The organism is Sutterella megalosphaeroides (assembly GCF_003609995.1).
In the GTDB taxonomy this organism is placed as follows: domain Bacteria; phylum Pseudomonadota; class Gammaproteobacteria; order Burkholderiales; family Burkholderiaceae_F; genus Sutterella; species Sutterella megalosphaeroides.
The window spans coordinates 1,052,843-1,069,859 of record NZ_AP018786.1 but is presented as its reverse complement, the minus strand read 5'-3'; the positions used below and the strand labels follow the sequence as shown (position 1 = coordinate 1,069,859).

The following is a 17,017-nucleotide window of genomic DNA, read 5'->3' as shown; positions in this document are numbered from 1 at the left end:
GCGCGCTTTCCTGGAGGCTCTCAAGTATGTGCACCACCATCGTCGTCGGTGAAAAGGCCACGGCCGACGGTTCCTTTCTCGTCGCCCGCAGCGCGGACAGCTCGTCGCTCAAAGCGCAGCACTTCGTCATCCATCCGGCCAAGACCGGTCAGTCGGGCGTCTACAGCTGCAAGGCGCACGGCGGCGTGAACGACTTCACGTATCCGCTTCCCGAAAACGCCATGCGCTACACGACGGTTCCGAACTGGAAGACGCAGCTTCACGGCGCCGTCGGCTACAACGAAGCCGGGCTCGGTCTCACGGGGACGGAATCAATCTTCGCGAGCGACGAAGCGCTCGCCGTCGACCCCTACAACAAGGCCTCGGGCATCACCGAAGACGACATTCCCGACGTGATTCTGCCGCGCTGCCGCACGGCCCGCGAAGGGGTCGAGCTCCTCGGCAAGATCATCGAAACGCAGGGTGCGGGCGAAGGCTTCGGCGTTGCGTTCGTCGACATGAACGACGTCTGGTACCTCGAAACGGGTTCGGGCCATCAGTGGATGGCCGAACGCACGCCCGCCGACAGCTACTTCGGTTCGGGCAACCAGGGGCGTCTCGGCAACTACGATCCGGCCGACCCCAACCAGCTCGCGAGCCCCACGCTCGTCGCGTTCGCGACCGAAAAGGGCCTCTACCGCCCCGAAGACGGCGTCTTCAATTTCTCGAAGGCCTACACCCGCGACGACGGCCGCGACCGCGTCTACAACGACCCGCGCGTCTGGGCGATTCAGAAGCACCTGAATCCCTCGCTCGAGCAGCCGGTTGACGCCGGCCGCAGCTTCCCCGTCTACCTCACCCCCGAAAAGAAGGTGACGCTCGAGGACATGAAGCTTCTCATGCGCCACCACTTCGAAGGCACCGAGCACGACCCGTACGGCAACGGCTTGAACGGCGCCGAACCCTGGCGTCCCATCAGCGTCTTCCGCACCTACGAAGCGCACGTCATGCAGGTTCGTCCCTGGCTGCCGCTTCCGATCGCCGAAGTCGTGTACGTCGCGTTCGGCATGGCGGATCTCTCGTGCTTCGTCCCCTTCTACCACGGTCTTGAAGCCGTTCCCGCCCAGTACGGCATGGGAACGGACCACGCCGACACGGTCTCCGCCTACTGGAAGTACCGCCGTCTGCAGACGCTCGTCATGACGGACTACCCGAAGCTCGCCCCGATCGTGAAGTCCGCGTTCGGTGCCTTCGAAGCCGAAACGGCCGAAGCGCAAAAGGCGATGGAAGCCGAGTTCGTCGAACGTTTCGCCAAGGACGAAGCCTCGGCCATGAAGCTTCTCAACGACTTCAACCTCGACGTCCTCGCCAAGGCGGAAGCGCTCGCCGAAAAGCTCCTGAACGACGTCTTCACGATCCGCACAGCCGACATCGAAGCGACCGTCGTGTTCAAGAACAATAAGTCGAAGGACTAATTACGACTGTACCTCGGGCGTCTCGCGTGTGTCCTGTTATCGCGCGAAACGCCCGATGTTCACCCAGACCTCCCGGATTGCTTCGCGGACTCGCCAAGAAACAAGAAGGCCCCGCACGTCGAAACGCTCGAAGCGTTCGACATGCGGGGCCTTCGGCCTTTTTGCGGATCCGGATTCCGGAATCTTACGGTTCCTTCAATTCCTTTGGTTCCGTCTTCGCTTCTTTGCGAGCGGTCTCGTCCTTCTCGTCGGACGATTTGACGGGCTTGACGGACTTCGAAGATTCGGCCGGATCGACCGCACCGGTTGCGGGAACGCGCGGAGATTCATCGGCAGCCGGGCTTTCCGATCCCTTCGAATCTTCCGTTCCGGCCGGGGCCTCCGACGATGCCGGCTTTTCACCGTCATTCTTCGCTTCTTCTCCCTCTTCGGTCGCAACGGGCTTCGAGGTCACAAACGGCACGCCCGGCTCTTCGCCCGACGCTCGGGCTTCGAGAACAGCGTCCGTCATGCGTTCGGCCGCCGCTTCTTCGATTGAGAGGAAACGGACGTTTTCGGTCTTGACATCGGCCCAGACGCCCTCGGTGTCGGAGACGACCGTGACGGGGATGTCCGCCTTCACGCTTCGGATCGAATCGAGCACGCGGATGCCGCGGGGCGTCGCATCCATGAGAAGAACGCGCCCGGCCGTCGCCACGTGCGCGAGCACGAGAACGCGCACTTCGGAGGCATCGCCCTGGAGAACGGAAAGGCCTGCTTCGCTCAGGCGCCCGGCCGCGTCGACGTCCTTCGTGACGACGACGAGCTCGACGCCCTTCTCAAAGAGACGATGCGCAAAGCGTTCGCCGAGCGGGCCGTCCGCAACGAGTACCGTCTGGCCCGAGAGCCGTTCGGTCGTGACCTCTTCGGGAAGGACCTCGAAAGGCGCGTCGCGCAAAGCCGCCGCCTTCGCCCAAGAGAAGCGGTGCGTCAGGTACTTCCCGACGCGCGGCGCGACGGCAAACATCACCGGGTTGAGCGCGATCGAGATGATGGCACCCCCGACGATGAGATTCATCGTGTTCTGGTCGGCAAGCCCCAAGCTCATCGCCTGCGCGACGAGAATGAAGGAGAATTCGCCGATCTGCGAGAGGGCCGCACTCACCGTGAGCGCCGTCCCGAGGGGATAGCGCAGAAGGACAACGAGCCCAAAGGCGGCCGCGGCCTTCCCGAAAAGAACGATGAAGAGGACGGCGAGGATTTCAAGGGGCGACTCAAAGAGGATGTGCCAGTCGAAGAGCATCCCGCAGCCCACGAAAAAGAGCACCGCAAAGGCGTCCTGCAAGGGAAGCGACTCGGTCGCGGCGCGGTGCGCGAAGGCGCTTTCGCGCATCACCATACCCGCGAAGAAAGCACCCAGCGCGAAACTCACCTTGAAGATTTCGGCGGCGCCGTACGCCACGCCCAGAGCCGCCGCAAGAACAAAGAGCGTGAAGAGTTCGCGCGAGCCCGTGCGGGCGACCTGCGCCATCAGCCACGGAAGCGCTTTGCGGCCGACGAGCATCATGACGGCAACAAAGGCCACGACGTTCACGATCGTGCGACCGATCTCAACGAGAAGCGCTTCGCCCGAAAGCGAGGCGGCCGCAGCCCCCGCCGTCGCAACGGCATCGGACACACCGGGCGCTTCCGGGGCGAGAATCCCCGCAAGCGGCGGCAGCAACACGAGAATCAACACGGTCGCGATGTCTTCGACGACGAGCCAACCCACGGCGATGCGTCCGTCCGAACTCGTGAGCAAGCCCCGAACGTCGAGTGCCTTGAGAAGAACGACCGTCGACGCGCACGAGAGCGACATGCCGAAAACGAGCGCCTGTCCCCAGGACCAGTCCCAAAAGAGGTGCGCGACGAACATCCCGAGAATCGAGGCTATCGACATCTGAAGGACGGCCCCCGGAAGGGCGATGCCCTTCACCGACATCAGATCCTTCACCGAGAAGTGGAGCCCCACCCCGAACATCAAGAGCATCACCCCGATTTCCGAGAGCTGATGCGCGAGCGCCGGGTCCGCAAAGACCCCGGGCGTGTACTGACCGCAGGCAATCCCCGCGAGGAGATAGCCGACGAGAGCGGGCGACTTCAAAAAGCGCTCGGCGATGAAACCGAAGACGAGCGCCAGGGAGAACGCGATGACGAGCGTCGAAATAAGCGGAAGACCGTGTTCCATACCTGTACGGGCAAGACCCGCGGGGGGCGCGGGCGAAAGGTGGTGGCGGAGAAGGCGGTGTGAGCGGCCCGAGGTTGTTGTTTTCGGAGTGCCTCGAAACCGATCGGCGGCGGGAGCGCCTTTCGGGCCGTCCCGCAGTCGGTTTGCGCGGCGAAAGAAATTACGAAAAAATTTCCGTCGGCAAACGGCTCATCATAACATGAGGGTTATTGCCGATAAAGAAGTTTACAAATCGCAGTTTTCCCGTCGTCCGCACGCCGACTCCTCTACAATGTCGGCCGACCGAGCGAGCAAACAAACGCTCTCGTACCGGCCGTCGTTTTTCCCGCAACGCTTTCCTTTTCGACGCATGGCAGAAGCATATCGTGCAACGACCGCCCCGCTTTCGGGGTCGATCCCGACCAAGGCGGCCGCGCGCCCGGGCGCGCCCGCGGCGCGTTCGTGCGAGTCGTTCCGACCGCTGGCACTCGTTCCGGTCTACAACCACCCCGACACCATCGCGGCCGTCGTGAGGGACCTGCGGGCCATGCACCTGCCGGTTCTGATCGTCGACGACGGGTCGGACGAAAAGACGCATGCCGCCTGCGACGCGCTTGCGGGCGTCGCGGTCACGGTCGTGCACCGTGCGGAAAACGGCGGCAAGGGCGCCGCCGTGATGACGGGCTTCAAGCGTGCGGCGCGCGACGGGTACACGCACGTTCTTCAGATCGACGCCGACGGGCAGCACGACCGCTCCGCCGTTTCCCGCTTCATTCAGCTCGCGCACAAATTCCCGAACCACCTCATTTGCGGCTATCCCGTCTACGACAGCTCGGTTCCGAAGGCGCGTCTCTGGGGGCGAAAGATCACGAATTTCTGGGTGGCGGTCAACAGCCTCTCCTTGAGCTTCGAAGACGCCATGTGCGGCATGCGCGTCTATCCGATCGAAGCCGTCACCGAGGTCTTGGAAAACGCCCGCATCGGCGAGCGGATGGAATTTGACCCGGAAATCCTCGTTCGTCTTCTCTGGGCGGGGGTGCGCGTCAAAAACGCGCCCGTCGCGGTGACGTACCCGAAGGACGGGATCAGCCACTTCCGGGGGCTGCGCGACAATCTGCGCATCAGCTGGATGCACGCGAAGCTCTGCACGATGATGCTGACGCGCCTCCCGATCATTCTCTGGTCGCGCGTTTTCGGGCGTGTGCCCGAGTGCGAACGCGACCCCGACGCCTGCCGCCCGGTGAAGCCCGCAAAGCTCCGTCCCGCGGCCGATACGCGCGTCCCGACCGCAGAAGAAGCCGCCCGAGCTGCGCGCGTTGCCAAAGCGTCGAAAGTGGCCGAAGACGCCTCGCGCGAAGCGTTGAAGCGCCTCGAAGCCATGGAAAAGCAGGCGCGGGAAGCAACGGGGAAGGGAAAGAGTGCGGGCAACGCGGAAGCTTCGAACACTTCGACGAGCTCGAACGGTTCGACCTCCGAGCAGTGAGCGGCCGATCGTCCATGACGAACGCACCCCGTCCGTCGGACCGTTCCTCTTCGAGTCCCGACTTGAACGACGACCTGCCCCCGAATTCGAATCCCGACTCGAACCCCGATTCGAAGGCTTCCGACCGTCCCTGGTGGCGGCTTCGGGAGAAAACGAGCGCGCTCGGGATCCGGACGCTCCTTGCCTGCCACCGCGCGTTCGGGCGCAGGCCCTTTCGGGTGCTGCTCGCGCCGGTCCTTCTCTTTTACTGGTGCACGTCGCCCGATGTGCGCCGCGCGAGCCTCGGGTGGCTCGACCGCGCCCGGCCCGAAGCGCGTCCGGCCGGGCACTGCGAGGGGCTTGCGCACCTCGCGCGCTTTGCGGAGACGATTCTCGACAAGTTTGCGGTTCAGGCGGGAAACGACCCCGACGTGGAACTCATTGTCGAAGGGGACGAGCCCTTCCGAAACGATCCTCCGAACCGCGGTTGCATCATCCTCACGTCCCACGCGGGCTGTCAGGAACTCCTCTCGCGCGAAGCGGGGTTTCACACCGAACACCCGATCGTCGTTCTGCAGCACACGCACCATGCTGCAGAATTCAATCGGCTTCTCAAAGAAGCGGGAGCCCGCCCACCCGAAGTGCTTTTCCGAGAAGTGTCGGGCTTTTCGCCCGCGCTCGCGATGGAACTCGACGAGCTCGTCGCCCGCGGCGCCTACGTCGTCGTGGCGGGCGACCGTACGCCGATTGAAAGCGATGCGAGGAAGGGAACCGTGCGCGTGCCCTTTTTTGGCGAACTCGCGCGCTTCCCGACGGGCGGAGCGCTCCTTGCGCTTCTTCTCAAGTGTCCCCTGCGCCAGATGACCTGCACCCGAACCGCTTCCGCTTCGGGTCGGCGAATCGCCTACCGGGTGCGTTTCGACTCGATCGAGGAAATGCCTTCCGCTTCGCGCACGGAGCGCGCGGAGCGCCTTGAAGGGTGGGTGGCGAAGTACGCCGCGAACCTGGAGCGCGAACTCGCGCGGTCGCCTTACGACTGGTTCAATTTCTACGACTTCTGGAAAACCTGACGAGAAGCCTGACAGAAGGGCTTGAAAACGCGAACGCGTCGCGGACGTCGGGCGTGAAGCCCAATGGTGCGCCCCTATAATGGTCGAACTCTTTCGGCTCCACCTAGCTTCGGACACTTCGCATGCGCCACGCCTTCTTCGCTCTTACGTTACTCTCGCTCCCCGTTGCGGCGCCGCTCGCCGCAACCGATCCCGCTCCGACCGCGCAGGCTGAGTCGGTTGAGTCGAAGATCGAGCCCGGAACGACGCTCGGGGCGGACTCCGCGGAGCTTCTGAGCCTTTTGCGCGCCGAACAACTGTCGGGGCGCTTTCGCGAAGAAAAGACCGTGGCGGGCTTTCCGAAGCCGATGATTTCGACGGGAACCTTCCGCTTTGCGGGGTCGGAATTGCGTTGGACGACCGAGTCGCCTTTCGCCTCCGAAATCCGCGTTTCGCCCGCGGGCATCGAAACGATCTCGGGCAAAACGCGTCGGATGCTTTCCGCCAAAGACATTCCCGCCGTCGGGCGCTTCGCGCGGATGCTTGCGGACTTTCTTTCGGGGCGGCTCGACTCGGTGCGCGAAGCCTTCGACCTCACCGCAGAACGTACGCCCGACGGGCGCATTGCCGTGACGGCCCTGCCGCGCGCGAAGGCGCTCGGCGAGACGATCCGCGAAGTGCGGATTTACGGGCACACCCACGTTGAAGAAGTGGTGATGACGGCCGCTTCGGGCGAAGTCTCCCGCATGCACTTTACGGACGTGAGCGATTCCGATTCTTCCGTCTCCGCGCCCGGGCCTTGAAAATGAGATCCCTCTTCGGCCCCCGTTCGTCAGCCCTTTGCGCCCTGGCGCTTGCGATCGTGTTCGGCTCGATCATCCTTTGCGGCCTCTCGAAATTCACCCGCAAGCCGTTCGATACGCAGCTCCTCGCGCTTCTGCCCGAGCGGCTGATGGAAGAGCTCTCCCCCGAACTCGAAGCGCGGGTGAAAGCGAAACTGACGACCGCGGAAGCCGACCGGGTGACAGCGCTCGTTGAGGTTCCGGGGAACCCCGAAGCCGCCCGCATCGCGCGGCGCGCTTTTCTGACGTCGCTTCTCGATTCGGGACTCTTTGCGACCGAACCCGTGGAGACCCCGAACGTCAAAGCGCTCGCCTTGGAAAACGCCGCCGGGCGCCTCCTTACGGCCGAAGACCGGGCGTTTCTTGAAAACGCCTCCTCCGCAGCGCTCGACGAGCGGCTCGCCGCAACGCTTCTCAACCCCGCGGGCCCCGGGATCCTCGGGATCGCACGCGATCCGCTGGGGCTATACGACCGGTGGGTGTTGGAAAAAGTCGCCACATTGCCCGTTCAGGAAGCGGAGGATTCCGCGGTCGGTGCGAGCGGCGATGCGAAGGCCTCGGACGGAACCGCGACGGAAACCTCACCGAATTCCGCCCCCGACCGTGTCCTGGCGGTGCGCGGACGCGACGATGCGCTCGTCGTGACGCTTCGCGTCCTTTCGGGCGCCGCCGAAACGGGCGAAGGACGCGTGGGGCGTGCTTTGGAAGAGGCCCGACGGTCCGCGCAAAACGCCCTTCGAGGGGTGGAAGGAGCGGAAGGAACCGACGCCGCTGCGGTCTCCTCCCTTCGGATCGACGCCGCGGGCGTGCCGCTCTTTACGGATGCGGCCGCAACGCGCGCTCGGGACGAGCTCGGTCGGATCGGGGCCTTTTCGACGGCGGGCGTTTTGATTTTTGCGCTCGCCTTTTTCGGGCGCGTCGCGACGCTCGTTCTTTTGGCGGGGTCCGTCGCCGCGGGCTTTGCGGCGGGGCTCGGCGTCGCCTTGGGGCTTTTCGATTCGCTCGCGCTCGTTACGTTCGTCTTTGGCGCGACCCTGATCGGGGTGGCGGTCGACTACGGCGCGCACTGGTTTGCCTTTGCACCGAGCATGCCCGACCCGATCGCGCGCCGTTGGGCGCTCGCGCCGGGCCTTTTTGCGGCGGCCCTTTCTTCGGCCCTCGCGTACGGGGTTCTCATCGCTACGCCCTTGCCGGGGCTGCGGCAAATGGGGATTCTCGCCGCGGGCGGCCTCTTGGCAACGCTTGCGGTCGTCCTTTTCTGGCTCCCTTATGCGGACCGGTGGGCACCGCGCCGCGACACGCGTCTCGTGCGGTTTCTTGAAGCGCGCTTACCGCGCCTTCCGCGTTTCGGGGAACTTCCCCGCCTCGGGCAGGTTGCGCTCGCCCTTGCGGCGGTTGTGTTCCTCACGGTCGGCGCGGCGCGCATCGAATGGGCTTCGGGCATTCGGGACCTGCAGTTCGTTCCCGCGGGCCTGGCCGAAGCGCAGACGCGGCTATCCGCAGCCCTGAAACTTCCCTCGCCCGCTCAGGTGTTCGTTGTTTCGGGCGCGACCGAAGACGCCGTCCTTGCCACCGAAGAAAAGCTCCTCGCGGCGCTTCGCGCGGATCCGACGCTCGACATTCACCCCCTGGCACTGGCGGACTACGTGCCGTCCGCCGCCCGACAGACCGAGGACGCGCGTCTCGTTCGGGAGGCGCTTCTCCGGATCACGCCCCGCATGACGGAAGTGCTCGGGGCGGGACCGCAACTTCCCGACCCGAGCCCCGAGGCGCCGCGCATCACGACGGATGCGGTGCTTGCCACGCCCTTCGGGGCCGCCCTCGGGCACCTGCGCTTGACGAGCGAAGCGGACGTCGCGGCGGGGACGGAGAAAACGGTCGCGCACCTTGTGATGCTCTCGGACGTTCGGGCGGAGCACCTGGAAAAACTCCGGGCGCTCGAAAGCGTTGCCGGGGCTTCGGAGCCCGACGCGTCGGCAACTGCGGCCGTTGCCACCCGCGTTCGTTTCGTCAATTTGACGGCTGACATGGAAACGATCCTCACCCGCTACCGCAACCGCGTGTTGGAAAGCGCCCTGGCGGGCTTCGGCCTCCTGGCGCTCGTCGCCCTGCGACTTTTCGGGATTTCCAACGCCTGGCGGGCGCTCCTTCCGAGCCTTTTCGGTACGCTCGGGGCGTTGGCCGCCTTCGGGTGGGCGGGGATTCCCGTCACGCTCTTTACGACGCTTGCAATCGTGCTCGTTCTCGGGCTCGGTGTCGACTACGGGATCTTTCTCACGCGCAGTCCCACGGACGGGCGGACGGCCGCGGCCGTACTTTTTTCGGGCGTGACCACGCTTCTCTCTTTCGGGCTTCTCGCCGCCTCCGAAACGCCGGCTCTCGCCGCGTTCGGTTGGACGGTCGTCTACGGGCTGTGCCTTGTTTGGACGGTGGCCCAGCTCGTAAGGCCGAGGAAGCCGTTCGCCTGACGGGGTCTCTGAAACCTCTCGGGAATGCCCGACCGAGGGGACAACACGTCGCGTTCGAGTTTCGTCAACGCGGGAAAATTCCCTCGGCCCCCGAACGATTCCTCTCGCGGTCGGAGAAGCTCCCCGCTAGAATCCCAACGAACCACCGCTTTCCTGGAGATCCCATGGACCGCCCTCTCCGCCGTCTTTTTTCGCGCGCCCTCCTTGCGGGCGCAACCGCCGCAACGCTCTTTCTTACGGGCTGCGCGTCGACCGGGCTTGAGAACGCACACGGGCAGGACGCCGCCGCTGCAAGCGCGCGTGCTGCCGCGCCCGTCGCGGCGCCCGAGTCGAATGCTACGTCCGTGTCTGTCCCGACTCCGACCGCTTCCCCCGAAACGACGTCCGATGCCGCCCCCAAGGCGGCGCCGGCTGAAAGTGCGCTTCCGCGCATCGTTCCGCGACTCGAAGACGCCCCCGAGCGGCTTCTCGACCAACAGCTTCGCGTGCGCTTTTCGCCCGAAGCGCTGAAGGCGGGGGCACCGAGCGACGTTCCGACGTTGCGCGCGATGGTGCTTCTCGACACGACCCGCCTTTCCGCGGTTGTGACCGCCATGGGGCTCACCGTCTGGCGTGTCGACTTCACGAAGGAAGGCCTCACCGAAACGCGCCATGCGCTTCTTGACAACCACCTCGACGCGCCGAAATTCGTGCGCGACTTTGCGCTCGCTTATTGGCCGGTCGAGAGCCTTCGCGCGACGCTTCCCGAACGTTGCCGGCTCGACGCGGACTTCCGGCAGTCGGCCGCAGGGACGGACGAAACCCGCACCCTCGTCTGCGGGGGCGCTCCCCTCCTTCGAGTCGTGACCACGACGAACGCCGCTCCGAACGCTGCGGGCCTCGTCCCCGAAGGAACGCTCTCGCGCACGAGCATCGAGAACCGCGCCGAAGGCTATCGGATCGACATCGAATCGCGCGAAAACTGATTTTCTCAAGCTCTTTTTCCACCTACCGAGGACTCTCATGACCTTTACGCCTCTTCGCCGCGCGCTTGCCGCGCTCGGCGTCACGTTTGCCCTTGGCGGCATGCTTCCCGCCGCTTCCGCGGCCGATCTTCCCGACGTTCGAATTCTTGCGACGGGCGGCACGATCGCCGGATCCGCCGCCAAGGCGTCCGACGCGAACGACTACAAGGCGGGCTCGATCGGCGTCGCGGCCCTGATCGAGGCCGTTCCCGAGCTCACCTCGGTGGCGGACGTCTCGGGCGAACAGATCGCGAACATTCCTTCGAACGCCGTCGACACGGCGCTCCTTCTGAAGCTCGCGAAGCGCGTGAACGAACTCCTCGCCGACCCGAAGGTGGACGGCGTCGTGATCACGCACGGCACGGACTCGATCGAAGATACGGCGTTCTTCCTCAATCTCACCGTGAAGAGCGACAAGCCCGTCGTCCTGACGGGCGCCATGCGTCCCGCGACGGCGATGTCCGCCGACGGCCCGATGAACCTTCTCGAGGCCGTGCAGGCTGCGGCCAGCCCCAAGATGAAGGGCGCCGGGGTCACGATCGTCATGAACGACTACATCGCCGCCGCGCGTGAAACGACCAAAACGAACAAGCGCAACGTCGCCACCTTCCGCTCCACCGAATTCGGCTACCTCGGCACGATGGTCGAAGGCGAACCCGTCCTCTACCGCAAGTCCGCTCGCCGCCACACGTCTTCGTCCGAATTCGACGTCTCGAAACTCACCGATCTACCGCGCGTCGACATCGTCTACGCCTATGCGGGTTCCGACGGTCGCATGAGCGAAGCGGCGGTTGAAATCGGCGCCCGCGGTCTCGTCGCGGCCGCCATGGGGAACGCTTCCGTTTCGCCCGAGCAGGAAAAGAGCTATGGGGAAATCATGAAGAAAGGGATCCCCGTCGTGATGTCGGGGCGCGTTCCCGAAGGGGACGTCATTCTGAAGAGCGGCGCGAAGAAGCTCGGCTACATCGAAGCGGGCAATCTCCCGCCCAACAAGGCCCGACTCCTCCTGCAGCTCGCGCTCACGACGACCGACAATCCGGAAGAAATCCGACGCATCTTCACCGAGTACTGATCGACGAACGCCGACTTCGGACGTCTCGCACGCGTCGAGCACCCCACCGGTACGCCGGCAGGAGGGCGCCAAGCAGGTATCACGCGGGAGTCGGACTTTCGAGCGCATTGCTCAACCTGCGCCCGTGCAACCTGTTGCGCGGGCGCAACGCTTTTCGGAACTTTCCCGTTCGAAACGTCGTTTCGCCCCTGAATGCGCAAAAAAAATCGCGCGACGAAAATCGCTCGAAATTTCGCATCGCCTCGGAAAGGTGCCTTTGAAAAACAAGCATTTTCGAACACAACATTCAGTCCGACCGGTCGGTCGAATTGACTGAAGCACAGTTTTCTGGAACTGTCAAGGGCGGTTTTCCTTTATGGCCGACCCCTACATACTTGGGTAGGATGCACTTCAGCCCTTGCGGGAGGCGTCCGACCAACGCCCGTTTCGCGGGGTTCTGCAGGAACGCAGGAGAGGTAAAGAAGAGGCTACGGATCCGAAAGGCGCGTTCGACCAAACGCGCCTTTCCGCCGGCCTTCCGATGCGGCACGGCGCCATGGCGTTCGTGCCGTTTTTGTTTTCGGGCTTCTCGCCCGCCGCCCACCGACTCACACGACCGAAACTTCGCGCCTCGAACCCGACCATGCGACAGATCTTTCGCTCGATTCCCTACTTCCTTCCCGCCGACCCCGACTGGGTGCGCGAGCTCTTCCTCGAGCACGGCCGCGCCGTGCGCTTCGCTGCGGGCGAAACGCTCAAGTGGGGCGGCGAAGCGCGGCGGCTTTTCTTCCTCACGTCGGGCCTGTGCGCCTACACGCTCGATACGACGGAATCGCGCCCGGCGATTCTCTCCGTCATCGCCCCGGGGCGCGCCATGGGCGACCTCACGGCAAGCATCAACAACCGTTGCAACATCCGCACGACGGCGCTCGTTGAGAGCGACGTGCTGCTTCTGGAGCCCGAGCGCCTCACGGCCGCTTTCGAAGCAAAGTCGCAATTCGCCTCAAGCGAAATCGCGAACGTCATCGCCAAAGAAGAGTCGATCATCGAGGGAATGACAGCGAATTTCACGCGCTCCCCCGAAGAGCGCCTCAAGGTCTTTCTGAAGGCGGCCTTTGTGAATGCGGGGATGCTTCCGTTGGGTGCAAGCTCGGGCGCGGGGTCGGGAGATCGGTCCGAAGACGAATTCCTTGAATTTCCCTATGCGCTCTCGGCCGAACGCATGGGCGAAGCGCTCAACCTCAACCGCGTGAGCGTGGCGAAACTTTTTTCAAAATGGAGGCGCGAAGAGCTTGTCGCGCGCCGTGGGCGGACGTTGCTCGTCTCTACCGCGCTCTTTGCGGACCTCTTCGACTGGATCGAGAACCCGGGAGCCGCGACTCTTCCCGACTGGCGGCGCTGAGCGGGTGCAGCCGGGCGTTGTTGGAGTTTGCCGGAAATTGTCAGAAAAAACGAAGCGGGCGCCGCTCGTTGGGCCGAAGTCCCAAACCGGGATGCCGACCTGGCCGAGCGTACGCCCGCAGGGTTGCGTTCGGTGACGCGGAAGACTCGCCCGCCGGGCCTTCGAGAAGCCCCGGCAGGCGCGTGCGTTACTTCAGGGTCTTGATGTACGCTTCGGCCGAGTCCACGGCGATGCGGCCCGAGTTGACCGCAAAGCCCACGGTGGAGCCCGCCATGAGGAGGTCGTACGAGTCGCCGTACATGCCGCCCACGTCGTTGCCGACCGCGTAGAGCCCCGGAATCGCGGTTTCGTCGGGCGTCACGACCTCGAACTTTTCGTTCGCCTTGATGCCGCCCAACGTACCGAGGGTGCTCGCCACCGACTTGATCGCGTAGAAGGGACCGGTCTTCACCTCGCGCAGGTACTTCGGGTCCTTCGCGAACTGTGCGTCGTGACGCACGGCCGCAAAGCCGTTGTATTCCTTCACGGTCGCTTCGAGCTTCGCGGGATCCATGCCCGTCTTGCGGGCGAGCTCTTCGAGCGTGTCGGCCTTGAAGGCCCAGCCCGCCTTTTCGGCGTCGGCCCATTCCTTCTCGAAATTCGCGAGCTTCGTGCCGACGGGCACCATCACGCCGACGCCGAGATCGATCCCTTCGTCCTTTTCCATGTGCTGCAAGGTCTTGCTGTCGTAGACGACGTACATCGTGCCGCCGATGCGCTCCAGAGCGTTCCCCGCAAACGGCCACTCGAGCATGATCACCTCGTTGCAGAACCGCTCGCCCTTCGGCGTGAGCCAGAGATGCGGCTGCTTCGCCGTGGCACTCACATGGTTCGTCGTCGACACGCCGCGGGGACCCGGACGATAGGAGGCCTGCACTTCGGCGCCTTCTTCGCCCGCACCGACCGCCCAGGCCATGCGAATGCCGTCACCCGTCTTCCCCTTCTGCGCGAGACCGTCCGCATCCGGGAAGCGCAGATACTTTTCGCGCATTTCCTTGTTGTCGAAGAATCCGCCCGTCGCGATGATGGTCGCCTTGGCATTGACGGTCACCGTGTCGCCCGCCTTGTTCTTCCCCTCAACGCCCGCCACGCGGCCGTCCTTCATGATGAGTTTTTCGCCCCAGGTTTCCGTGAGAAGCGTCTGACCCGCCTGCTTGTACTTTTCCTGGAAGAGCTTGATCCAACCCGCGCCTCGGCCCTCGTAGATGTGCCAGGTGTAGAGGCCGTTCGGATAATTCGAGAAGAGCTTTTCGAATTTCACGCCCTGCTTCTGCATCCAGTCGATCGTCTCGCCCGACTTGTCGACGAAGGCGCGCACCATCTTGGCGTTGCCGCGCCAGTGGCCGTAATTCATGATTTTCAAGAAGGCTTCGTCCTTCGTGAGCGCGTAGTTCCAATCCTTCTGCATCCGGCTTTCGACCGCGAAAATACCTTCCGAGAACTGGCCCGTGCCGCCCGGGAAGGCGGCCTTTTCGAGTGTGACGACTTTGAGGCCCTTTTCGGCTGCGGCCCAAGCGGCGGCCGTACCCGAGGCGCCCGCGCCGATCACGACGACGTCGGCGTCGTAGGTTTTTTCGGCGGCGTTCGCGCCGAGCGGGATGAGGGCGGCCGCCACGGCGGCGGCAATGAACGTACGACGGCAAATGGCGAACATGTTTTTTATCTCCTTTGTTTTTGCCCCGGCGGGCTCGCTCGAACGCTTGGGAAAGTCGGAGGATGTTCCAAATCGATCGAACGAAGCCCGCACCGGTCAACACCGGGAGCGCCGTGCGAGGGAGCCGTCCGTCGGGCGGCTCTCCCGCACGCCTCCGCTCCCGGCAGTGTCACCCTCCGGGGGCAACCGCGTCTGTAGCCGCGGCTACATTCAAGGGAAAGTACGGAGGGGGCGAAAATCCCGCCGGAAGTCGCCCGAAAGCGAAGGATTCAAGCGTTATGCGGTCTTTTCGCGCTTTGCGAGCCTTGCGGCCTCCGCACCCGCCCGTCGGCCCATGACGAGGCAGTTGGTGAGCCCCGCGCCCCCGAGTCGGTCCGTGCCGAAGATTCCGCCCGCGACTTCGCCCGCCGCATAGAGGCCTTCGACGGGGGCACCCGAGCGATCGAGAACGTTGGCGTTCACGTCGGAGGCGATGCCGTCCAACGTCGTATGAACGTAGATGTGCTCTTCGCCGAAGTAAAAAGGCGGCGTTTCGATCGTTTGCGTGAAGACGCGCTTTCCCGTCTGCGGATCGAACCCCTCCCGCGCGGCGCGGTTGTAGGCAGTGAGCGTCTCGTCCAACACGGCGGCCGAAACCCGCATGGCGGAAGCCATCTCGCGCACGCTTCCCGCTTTGCGCACGATCCCGTTGATGAGCTTCAGGCCGAGGGTTGCCCCCTTGTAGGAGCGGCTGTCCGTGATGACCCAGAACTTGCGCTCGGGAAGACGCAGGATGTGTTCGGCCACGCGGTTCCAGGTCTGCGCCTCATCGACGAAGCGCCGCCCCGAGAGATCGACGTAAATGTCTCCGCCCGCGTAGTCGAGCAGCCGACCGCCCCAAAAGGGGAGCATCTGCAAACCGAACCCCGTGAGGATCTTTCCGCCCGCGGCTTCGGCCAGATCGAGCCCGTCGCCCGAAGCGCCGTCCCAGACCGTCCCGTACGGGTTGGCGGTTGTCATGACGTCGGCCGTGAGGAGCGGATTGATCTCGAGGCGCCTTGCCACGTTCGCCGTAAAGCCGCCCGTGGCGAGCACCACCGCACCGCTGGAAAGCTGAAAGTCGCTTCCCGACCGGGAGCGCCCGAGGACGTCCCAGGCGCCGCCCGAATAGTAGGGGCGACGAAGCTTCGTCACGGTCGCGTTCAGCCGAATCTCGACGCCGAGCCGTGCGGCACGTCGCGCGATAGCGAGAATGTAACTTCTTCCCGCCGAATTGCCCGGCATGACAACCGATCGCGACCGAATCCCGTTGTGCGCGACGAAGGGCCGACCGAAAACGACGCCCATCCCTTCCAACCACCGAAGGGCCTCGTACGAACCTTCGGCGATCCGCAGGAGCACCTCGGGGTTCCCCGCCTCCGACCCCACGCGCATCGCGTCTTCGAGAAAGAGTTCGGGACTGTCGGAAAACTCCCCCACGCCTTCGGGAAAGACAACCGCAATCGAACCGCTCGAATAGAGGCTGTGCCCGCCGAGAAGCGGCCCCTTTTCAAGGACCGTGACGCGTTCGGCACCGGCCTCCCGCGCGGCGATGGCTGCACAGAGCCCCGCAACGCCGCTTCCGACCACAACGACGTCCCGCCGCCCGTCGGGTACGACGGGTACGGGCTCCGCCGCCGAAAGCGCGCGGGGGAAAAGCGGCGCGAGCGAAAAGAAGAATCCGCCGAAAAGCCCTCCGAAGAGCGCGTCGCGGCGGGGGAGACGTCGGGAGAGGAGACTCATTCCGAGGCCTCCTTGCGTTCGTCGACGCCCGGGCCGTCCAATCCTTCGAGCCACCGGTACGCTTCGAGCGCCCCTTGGAGTCCGAGCTTTCCGAAGGCATTCGCGCGGTGCATCTTCACGGTCTCGACGCCGATCCCGAGCGCTGCGGCGATTTCCTTGTTGGTTTTTCCGCGTGCGGCGGGGACGAGCACGTCCTTTTCGCGCTCGGTGAGCGCATCAAAGGCCGCGCGTTTGCGCCGCACGATGTCGGCCCGCTCGTAGGCCGCCACCGAAAAGACGCAGGCTTTTTCGACCGCCTCCTTGAGGCGCATCGGATCGCCCTTCTTTTCGATGAAGTCGAAGGCGCCGTTTTTGAACGTATGGACGGCTGCCTGAAGGTCGCCGTGCCCCGTGAGAAAGACGACGGGCAAATCGCGCGTGACGCCCCGATCGACAAGCGCCTGCTGGAGTTCCAACCCCGTCATCACGGGCATGCGGATGTCGAGCACGAGGCACCCCGGACGGCGAAAGTCGTCCCCGTCGAGGAGCTCCCGAGCGCTCCCGTAGCCGCGGACCTCAAACCCCGACATGCCGAGAAAAAGCTCCTGACTGCGACGAAAGTCCGTATCGTCGTCGACGAGTCGAACCAGCGGTCGAATGTCCATAA

Annotated in this window: 12 protein-coding genes; 8 read left to right on the top strand and 4 right to left on the bottom strand. The window is 64.5% G+C overall.

What is annotated here, in order from left to right; genetic code table 11:
• The first annotated feature begins 26 nt into the window (after positions 1-26).
• Positions 27-1,454 (top strand): C69 family dipeptidase, encoded by a 1,428-nt coding sequence (locus S6FBBBH3_RS04680; protein WP_120176644.1) that lies wholly within the window; start codon positions 27-29, stop codon positions 1,452-1,454.
• Between the two features lie 184 nt (positions 1,455-1,638).
• Here the strand turns inward: S6FBBBH3_RS04680 and S6FBBBH3_RS04675 are convergent, their stop codons facing one another.
• A complete protein-coding gene (locus tag S6FBBBH3_RS04675; protein WP_120176643.1) occupies positions 1,639-3,660 on the bottom strand; it encodes a cation:proton antiporter domain-containing protein in 2,022 nt (673 codons plus the stop codon).
• A gap of 349 nt (positions 3,661-4,009) precedes the next feature.
• Here S6FBBBH3_RS04675 and S6FBBBH3_RS04670 point away from each other — a divergent pair, with 349 nt between their 5' ends.
• The 7 genes from S6FBBBH3_RS04670 to S6FBBBH3_RS04640 all read left to right on the top strand — a co-directional run bounded on the left by S6FBBBH3_RS04670 (position 4,010) and on the right by S6FBBBH3_RS04640 (position 12,917).
• Positions 4,010-5,122, top strand: a complete 1,113-nt coding sequence (locus tag S6FBBBH3_RS04670) for a glycosyltransferase family 2 protein (protein ID WP_179950567.1) — start codon at positions 4,010-4,012, stop codon at positions 5,120-5,122.
• A 14-nt stretch (positions 5,123-5,136) separates the two neighbouring features.
• The gene (locus S6FBBBH3_RS04665; RefSeq protein ID WP_120176642.1) at positions 5,137-6,171 is read left to right on the top strand and encodes an LpxL/LpxP family acyltransferase; all 1,035 of its coding nucleotides are present in this window, start codon (positions 5,137-5,139) and stop codon (positions 6,169-6,171) included.
• 122 nt (positions 6,172-6,293) lie between these two features.
• Positions 6,294-6,953 (top strand): LolA family protein, encoded by a 660-nt coding sequence (locus S6FBBBH3_RS04660; protein ID WP_120176641.1) that lies wholly within the window; start codon positions 6,294-6,296, stop codon positions 6,951-6,953.
• 2 nt (positions 6,954-6,955) lie between these two features.
• Positions 6,956-9,460 carry an MMPL family transporter gene (locus S6FBBBH3_RS04655; protein WP_120176640.1) on the top strand — a complete coding sequence of 835 codons (2,505 nt, stop codon included), beginning with the start codon at positions 6,956-6,958 and terminating at the stop codon, positions 9,458-9,460.
• 164 nt (positions 9,461-9,624) lie between these two features.
• The gene (locus S6FBBBH3_RS04650; protein WP_120176639.1) at positions 9,625-10,425 is read left to right on the top strand and encodes a DUF3261 domain-containing protein; all 801 of its coding nucleotides are present in this window, start codon (positions 9,625-9,627) and stop codon (positions 10,423-10,425) included.
• Between the two features lie 37 nt (positions 10,426-10,462).
• Positions 10,463-11,536, top strand: coding sequence for an asparaginase (locus S6FBBBH3_RS04645; protein WP_120176638.1), 1,074 nt, complete (start codon positions 10,463-10,465; stop codon positions 11,534-11,536).
• A 622-nt stretch (positions 11,537-12,158) separates the two neighbouring features.
• On the top strand, positions 12,159-12,917 hold the full coding sequence (locus S6FBBBH3_RS04640) for a Crp/Fnr family transcriptional regulator (protein WP_120177826.1): 759 nt from the start codon (positions 12,159-12,161) through the stop codon (positions 12,915-12,917).
• A 187-nt stretch (positions 12,918-13,104) separates the two neighbouring features.
• Here the strand turns inward: S6FBBBH3_RS04640 and S6FBBBH3_RS04635 are convergent, their stop codons facing one another.
• The 3 genes from S6FBBBH3_RS04635 to S6FBBBH3_RS04625 all read right to left on the bottom strand — a co-directional run bounded on the left by S6FBBBH3_RS04635 (position 13,105) and on the right by S6FBBBH3_RS04625 (position 17,015).
• Positions 13,105-14,610, bottom strand: a complete 1,506-nt coding sequence (locus S6FBBBH3_RS04635; protein WP_120176637.1) for an FAD-dependent oxidoreductase — start codon at positions 14,608-14,610, stop codon at positions 13,105-13,107.
• Between the two features lie 276 nt (positions 14,611-14,886).
• Positions 14,887-16,371 (bottom strand): FAD-dependent oxidoreductase, encoded by a 1,485-nt coding sequence (locus S6FBBBH3_RS04630; protein ID WP_120176636.1) that lies wholly within the window; start codon positions 16,369-16,371, stop codon positions 14,887-14,889.
• Positions 16,368-17,015, bottom strand: a complete 648-nt coding sequence (locus tag S6FBBBH3_RS04625) for a response regulator transcription factor (protein ID WP_120176635.1) — start codon at positions 17,013-17,015, stop codon at positions 16,368-16,370. The genes S6FBBBH3_RS04630 and S6FBBBH3_RS04625 overlap by 4 nt, the downstream gene beginning before the upstream one ends.
• Positions 17,016-17,017: the final 2 nt, after the last annotated feature.